Raw genomic sequence first — 6,919 nt, 5'->3', positions numbered from 1 at the left:
CCCAGACTGATCGAAAAAATAGGCAGCAGCATCGAGATGACCAGGAAGCCGATGATGCCTCCGATCGTGAGCATGAGTACCGGTTCGAGCAGGGCCAGCATCACTTCGATGCGGTCGCGGTTTTGCTGGGCGTAGAGTTCGGCGAGGCTTTTGAGGGAGAAGGCCAGGTGCGAGCTTTTCTCTCCCAGTGCCACGGCGTTGACGAAGTCGTTGGGGATCTCTCCCTTTTTGACGTTTTCCCTGACGGCCTGGGTGAAGCTCTTTCCTTCGACGATCTGTGCGGCGATCTTGCCGAAAAGTCTCTGCAGGTAGCGGTTGCCGATGGTCTGGCCGGCGAAATTGAGGGCCTGGGCGAAGGGAACGCCGCTTTGCAGAAGCAGGGCCATGACCCGGCTGAAGCGTCCCAGTTCCATGAAGACGATCATGTCACCGAAAAGGGGAACTTTCAGTACGAGTCGATCCATGACATAGCCGAACTTCTCGTTACGTTTCCATGTAAGGACCAAAGCGGTGACAAGGGCCGCGAAAACGATCAGCAGCAGCCACGAATAGGCCTGGAAGAAGTGCGAAAGGGCCAGGGTGATTTTCGTGGAGGTGGGCAGCTCGCTTTTCGTGCTTTCGAACATATCGACGATTTTCGGGATGATGGTCGTGAGCATGAAGTTGATCATCGCGATGGCGATCAGCAGGATGAAGGTGGGGTAGATGAAGGCTTTGGTGACGTCACGTTTGATCCGCTCCTGCTCCTGGACATATTCGGCGAGTTCCAGCAGGACCATTTCGAGATTTCCGCTTTTTTGGGCCACTTTGATCGTATGGAGGAAATAGGGCGGGACGGAGTAGACGCTCTGGGCTCCCAGGGCGTCCGAAAAGGAGCCGCCGCTTTCGATATGGCGGGCGACCTCCTCGAGAAAAGCCCGCTGTTTGCTCTTTTTCGGGTAGTTGTCGGCGATGAGGTGGAGACCCTGGTTGAGAGAGATGCCGGCTTTGAGGTAGAGGCTGAGGTTGCGACCCAGCGCGGCGATGAGTGCCGGGGGAATGGGACGGACGAAAAACTGCGTTTTCGGTTTGATCTTTTCGAGCAGGATCCCCTGATATTTCAGCTGCTCCTTCGCGGCTTCGATGGATGTGGCGGTAATCGCGCCTTTGACACGTTTGCCGCTTTTGTCATACCCTTTGTAGGAAAACGTCATACCCCTTTGACTCCGATACGTATCGCTTCCGAAATGCTCGTCTCACCGGTCATGACCATCTTTCTGAGCTCTTCGAACATCGGCTTGAAGTCGGTCTCTTCGATCAGATAGTTTCGCAGCGACTGTTCGTCCGCACCATATTTGATTCTGGCTCCGAAGGCGTCGTCGACAAGTATGATCTCCCCGATGGCCCGGCGGCCCCTGTATCCGGTGAAGCCGCACTTTTTGCACCCCTTGGGACCGTAGACCTTCGTGTCGTGGTCGAGATAGAAATATTCGATATCCTCTTCGCTGGGGGCGTAGGCGACTTTGCAGTAGGGACATAGTTTGCGCACCAGCCGCTGCGCGAGGATGCCGATGAGTGTGGAGCGGACGAGGAAAGGGTCGATTCCCATATCGAAAAGCCTTGGTATGGCCGCCACGGCGCTGTTGGTGTGCAGGGTAGACAGCAGCAGGTGGCCCGTCATCGCCGCCTGGGTGGCGATCTTCGCCGTTTCGCTGTCGCGCATCTCGCCTACCATGATGACGTCGGGGTCCTGTCTGAGGATCGAGCGAAGCGCTTCGGAGAAGGTGAGGTTGACCTTCTCGTTCACCTGGATCTGGTTGACGCCGGGTGCGTTGTATTCGACCGGGTTCTCGATCGTGACGATGTTGAAATGTTCGTGGTCGATCTCTTTGAGAAAGGAGTGGAGCGTCGTCGATTTACCGCTTCCCGTAGGACCGGTGATCAGAATCATCCCGTAGCTGTGTTTGAGGAGCGACTTGAGTTTGTTGTAGACTTCGACGGAGAAGCCGAGATTGTGCAGCGACGGGATCGACTCGCCTTTCATCAGAAGACGCATCACCACTTTCTCACCGTAATAGGTGGGCAGGATCGAAACCCTCACGTCCACGCCCGATCCCGCGATCGTGATCTTCGTCCGGCCGTCCTGGGGGATGCGGGTTTCGGAGATGTCGAGGTTGGAGATGACTTTGATACGGTTGATGATCGACTCGATCGCCCCCTTTTTGAGTGTCGCGATCTTGTTCAGTACGCCGTCGATGCGGAACCGTACGTCGCCCTCTTTTTCGAAGGTTTCGATATGGATGTCGGTCGCCCGCCGTTTGACGGCCTGGACGAAGAGGGAGTTGACGTACCGGATGATCGGCGCGGAGTTTTCGCTGCTGAGGAGATCCTCGTTCTGCAGGAAATTTTCGATCTCTTCGGGGTTTTCGAACCCCTCGACCTCTTCGATCCCCTCTTCGCTGCGGGCTTCCAGAAACCTGTTTTTGAGGTTGTTGTAACTCTCTTCGTCCAGGAGCAGCACCGGATAACGTCCCCCCAGGTGCGAGAGGGCATTGAGCATGTTGGCGTCGGGATTTTCCCGGATGAATGCGTGGGGCGTCTCTTCGTAGATACCGAAAAGCAGGCCGTTTTTCAGGTAAAAATCGAGATTGGGGACCTCCGTATAGGCGGGGATCTCCGGGTTTTTAACGGTTGAAAACATCGGTCGGGACACTTTCGTTTTCATCGCGGTTGAAATTGGCTTTTCGCTCTTTGAGCCGTTTTTCGAGAATTTTCGCCAGATCGGCCTTGAGCTCTTCGGTTTTCGCGATCTTGGTCTGGATTTCGGCCAGCGACTCGCTGTCTTTGACGATATAGGGCGTCAGGACGATGATGACGTTGATCTGGTCCTTGATATCGTTTTTCGAGGTGAATATCGATCCGACGATCGGGATGTCTCCCAGGATCGGGACTTTCGTTTCGCCTTTGGAGTAGTAGTCTTTCAGGAGCCCTCCGATGATGACGTTTTCACCGTCCCTGACGATGGCGACGGTCTGAACCTCCCGTTTGAACGTGGTGGGTCTGTCGGCCACTTTGGTGCTGGACTGGTCGATGTCCTCGAGTTTCGTCTTGACCTCCATCAGCACCTTGCTGTCGCTGGCGATCTGCGGCTTGATCTCCAGCGTCAGACCGATGTCCTCGCGGCTGTAGGTGTTGCGTGTCGTGGAGGTGGTCTGGTCGCCCGTGGACTGGCTGGTCAGGATGGAGATGGTCTTTCCGATATAGACGGAGGACTTTTTGTTGTTGAGGCAGAGGATGTTGGGTTCGCTGATGACATTGACGGCACCGTTTTGTTTCATGAGATCGATGATGGCGCCGACGGCGACATTGGCGTCGATCTCGTCGAGATTCAGTGCACCCCTCAGAATGTCGGGCAGAGTGAAGACACTGCCGCCCATGTTCATCTGGCCGGTCATCAGAAGGTTGCCCGTGATGCCTCCGGCGACCGCCCCCCATTTGATACCGAGGTTCTCCATTTTCCGCTGACTGATTTCGTAGATGTGCGCCTTGACGTAGACCTGCTGCTGTTCGATGTCGAGTTTCTTGATCACTTTGGTGATCAGTTTGACCGCCTGGGGTGTGCCCGTGATGGCGATGGCGTTGATATCCTCCTTCGCCTGGACCGAGACATGGGCCTGGGTCTCCTTGTCGAAACTCTTCATCAGACCTGTGAGGATTTTGACGGTGGCCGTCGCTTCGGCGTTGTTGAGGAAGATGACGTCGCTCATCACCTCTTTGGTGCTGTTTTGGCGGTCATATTTTTTGACGATGTCGACCGCTTTGGCGATGTCGTGGGAGTCGGCGATGACGACGATCTTGTTGCTCTTTTCATCGGCGCTGAGGGTGACGGGGAACCGGAAGGTGGTGTTGAGCGCTTTGAAAATCGTGTTCAGCTCTTTGACGGCGCTGAGGGCGTCGGCGTTGGTCAGGGAGATGAAGCGTATCTCCTTCTGCATCGGCTGATCGATTTTGCGGAGCGTCTTTTCGAAATTCTTGATCTGTTTGGGGTAGTCCGTCATGATGATGACGTTTTTGTGGTTGTCGAATGTGACGGAAGCGAACTGACTGCTGAGATAGCGCAGTTTCTGGACCGCGTCGCTGGCCTTGATATAGTGGACGCGGATGATTTTCGTCACCATGCCCGCTTCCGCCTTTTCATCGGGGCTGGCCAGCTTTTTCGCGTTGGCGGCGCGGGTGACCATCATGTATCCGTTGTTGCCGTTGATGATGGTGTAGCCGCGGTTTTGGAGAATCTGCGTCAGCAGTGGGATGAGCTCCTCTTTGTCGATGGGCTCTTCGGATACGAAGTTGACGGTACCGCTGATCTTGTCGGTCATGAGGATGTTGTTGTGCGTCTCTTTCGCCACGAAGCGTATGACATCCTTGATGGGCGTGTTGTTGAAATTGATCGTGATCTTTTCGGCCATCGCACCCATCGGGGCCAAGAGAGCCAAAAACAGAAAAAATTTAAAAAATCTCATAATGCAGCTCCTTCTGCTCGCTTCCCCGTTTGATCGTCAACGTCAGTGAGCTCAGTTCGTTGATTTGGTTGAAATATTTGAACGCTTCCGTTTCGTTGGTCAGCGGGCTGCCGTTTATCTTTTCGATGATATCGCGTTTATGCAGACCCATTTTATCAAAAACAGAACCTTTTTTCACTTTCGAGACACCGAAGCCGACCATCTTGTGCTCCCTGTAGATCGGCTTGAGCGTGATATATTTGAAGATCTTTTTGATGTCGTGCATCTCTTCGAGCAGCTCACGCGGGACGTAGTAGGTGTCTCCCTCCCGGCGGATCTGTTCGGCGTAGGCCGAAGGGCTGCTCCGTTTCACGTGCGATGCGCGTGTTCTGGTGGAGATGGACGACTTCGATTTTTTCATCATAAGCCAGTACTCCCGGCCGTTTTTGGTCAGCTTTACACGGTCTTTGTAGACTTCGGTGAGCCTGAAGCCGTCGATCGATTCGCCGACGGTGAGAAGTTTGCTTTTTCTATTGTGGACGATGATGGCCATACTGGGCTCTCCCACGGCGGTCATCGTCAGCTGGTAGCCTCTGAGGGAGACCGGTTTGGGGGCCGGACGGGTGGAGGTGGCGGGTTTGTGCGTGCCGCTTTCGAGCCCGAAGGCTTTGGCGAAGTGATATTTCTCCTTTTTGTGGGAAGGGCGTTCCGTGCATTCGAGAGAGGGAACCGGAGGGAAAAACGCATCGACGACGAGGGCACCAAGCTTCGCTGCCAGTACGATGATGAGAAGCCATACGGCCAGGGGTGCGAGTTTGTCAAAATGCCGTTTCATAGACAAACTTTCCGTTTTTTTGTTTGAACATCCGAAGGGTGGAGCGGTAGTTTCTCTGCATCAGCGAAGAGGGGGTGATCTGCAAAGAGAGATGTCTTTCGCTCAAAGAGAATGTTCCCCGCAGCGTACCGAAATCCCCTTCGGCGGAAATCGTTCCGCCCAGAGGCAGAATCGTGACGCGTTCGATCCTTGGCGGAAACGCGTCGGCCGCCATCCCTTCGAGCCGGATGCCCTCGGCTACGATTTTCCACGGTGTCGCGGAAAAGGCCTTGATCTTCGCGACAGGAGAGTGGACGAAAAGGAGGGTGACGAATCTCATCTCGCATCCGGTCATCGAAGTGGTGCGTCTGTCGTAACAGAGCGTCACTTTTTCCTGGGCGAGCCTTTCGATGATCCCGTTGCAGAGACGATCTTTGGAGATGAAGGCGAAAGTGAGCAGTGCCCATATCAGCAAAGCCCCCGCTGCCGCGGCTATGCGTTTCGCCCAGATCATACGGAGACTCCCACGCTCACCTCGATGTGCTGTCTGTCGATTTTTCTGACTTTGAACGTCGATATGGCGAGATTGCTGTTGAGGAGTTTAGTGAGTACCGAATCGGCGTTTTTCTTTTCGAGCCTGAATGTATAGATTTTCCGGTTGCGACGTTTTCTGATATCGGGAGTGATGCCATAAAGCCTCAAAAGCGTTTTGAATTTCTTGAGGGCGTGCCTCTGGCTCTTTTCGGACCAGAGATCTTTGAGGCTTTCGTAGCGCCCGATCAAAATATGTTTCTCCCGATACGCTTTTTCGGCAGCGGCCGTTTTGTGGTCGATGAAGAGCGCACCCGCGATCCATACGACAAGGAGTGCGGCAATGGAGGCGAGAGAGACTTTCGCGAAAGGACTATTCACGGCTGCATCCTTTCGACGGCGTGCACTCCAGCCTTCTCAATCCGGGCCGGCTCAAAGCTTTCTTGATCTCTTTGCGCAGCTTCGTCTGCTCCGACGCTGTTTTTTCATATTTCGATACGAGGGCTTTGAGCTCGTAGACCGATTTGTCGACACTCTCTCTTTCGGCGGCACGCTCGATGGCCGAATATTTCTGAAAACGGAGGGAGAGGTCGAAAATCATCGTGATGGCGAAAAGCGCGACGAGAGCGACGAGAAGTTTGTTGGAAAGGGTTCCGCTTCCGGTGCGGTTGAAGGGAGCGGCTACCGCGTCGAAATCGAGAGATTCGATGCTGGGAAGGTTTCTGTTGCCATCCTGCAGCTCGATGCACACACCGTTGATCGTATCCGCGATGAGGTCGTCGTCGATACGCAGTGGCATCTCCTCGGCGAACTGCTGCAGAAAAAAGGCGGGCGCGTCGGCGGCCTCCGCTTCTTCGAGTCTGGCACGCACCGCTTCCGCATCGTAGGCGTAACAGTCGAACCCGCCCTCTCTTTTTTCGACATGGATCGTCTGGTAGGATTCGGGGCGGGAGTCGAGATAGGCATCGGCAAGTTTCCGGGCCTTTGCGAGAGAGCTCGTGGGAAACTGGGCATGCGCGTACCAGTAGAGTGTCGGCGATATGACGACGATATCACCCTCCCGCTCTTTCGTAATGGTTTCGTTTTCTCTGATGTA

Annotated in this window: 7 protein-coding genes; all 7 read right to left on the bottom strand. The window is 54.6% G+C overall.

The genetic code is table 11. From position 1 onward, the window contains the following. A partial coding sequence (locus Q1K23_RS06510; protein WP_300363335.1) for a type II secretion system F family protein occupies positions 1–1,193 on the bottom strand: 1,193 nt, incomplete at its 3' end. Then, positions 1,190–2,680, bottom strand: coding sequence for a GspE/PulE family protein (locus tag Q1K23_RS06505; RefSeq protein ID WP_300363334.1), 1,491 nt, complete (start codon positions 2,678–2,680; stop codon positions 1,190–1,192). The genes Q1K23_RS06505 and Q1K23_RS06510, both read right to left, overlap by 4 nt. Then, the gene (locus Q1K23_RS06500) at positions 2,664–4,499 is read right to left on the bottom strand and encodes a secretin N-terminal domain-containing protein (RefSeq protein WP_300363333.1); all 1,836 of its coding nucleotides are present in this window, start codon (positions 4,497–4,499) and stop codon (positions 2,664–2,666) included. Before Q1K23_RS06500 ends, Q1K23_RS06505 begins: the two co-directional genes overlap by 17 nt. Beyond that, positions 4,486–5,313, bottom strand: a complete 828-nt coding sequence (locus Q1K23_RS06495; protein ID WP_300363332.1) for a type II secretion system protein N — start codon at positions 5,311–5,313, stop codon at positions 4,486–4,488. The genes Q1K23_RS06500 and Q1K23_RS06495 overlap by 14 nt, the downstream gene beginning before the upstream one ends. After that, positions 5,297–5,806, bottom strand: a complete 510-nt coding sequence (locus Q1K23_RS06490; RefSeq protein WP_300363331.1) for a hypothetical protein — start codon at positions 5,804–5,806, stop codon at positions 5,297–5,299. The genes Q1K23_RS06495 and Q1K23_RS06490 overlap by 17 nt, the downstream gene beginning before the upstream one ends. Beyond that, the gene (locus Q1K23_RS06485; RefSeq protein WP_300363330.1) at positions 5,803–6,204 is read right to left on the bottom strand and encodes a hypothetical protein; all 402 of its coding nucleotides are present in this window, start codon (positions 6,202–6,204) and stop codon (positions 5,803–5,805) included. Before Q1K23_RS06485 ends, Q1K23_RS06490 begins: the two co-directional genes overlap by 4 nt. Continuing rightward, positions 6,197–6,919 (bottom strand): hypothetical protein (locus Q1K23_RS06480; RefSeq protein WP_300363329.1); only part of this gene is annotated, 723 nt, incomplete at its 5' end. The genes Q1K23_RS06485 and Q1K23_RS06480, both read right to left, overlap by 8 nt.

The organism is Hydrogenimonas sp. (genome assembly GCF_029933015.1).
Lineage (GTDB): Bacteria > Campylobacterota > Campylobacteria > Campylobacterales > Hydrogenimonadaceae > Hydrogenimonas.
The sequence above is the reverse complement of the archived record's forward strand: the minus strand, read 5'-3'. Positions and strand labels throughout refer to the sequence as shown.

Excerpts from the sequence above, each read along its gene's own strand:
- Q1K23_RS06495 (WP_300363332.1), bottom strand. The coding sequence starts at position 5,313 with ATGAAACGGCATTTTGACAAACTCGCACCCCTGGCCGTATGGCTTCTC.
- Q1K23_RS06490 (WP_300363331.1), bottom strand. The coding sequence starts at position 5,806 with ATGATCTGGGCGAAACGCATAGCCGCGGCAGCGGGGGCTTTGCTGATA.
- Q1K23_RS06500 (WP_300363333.1), bottom strand. The coding sequence starts at position 4,499 with ATGAGATTTTTTAAATTTTTTCTGTTTTTGGCTCTCTTGGCCCCGATG.
- Q1K23_RS06505 (WP_300363334.1), bottom strand. The coding sequence starts at position 2,680 with ATGTTTTCAACCGTTAAAAACCCGGAGATCCCCGCCTATACGGAGGTC.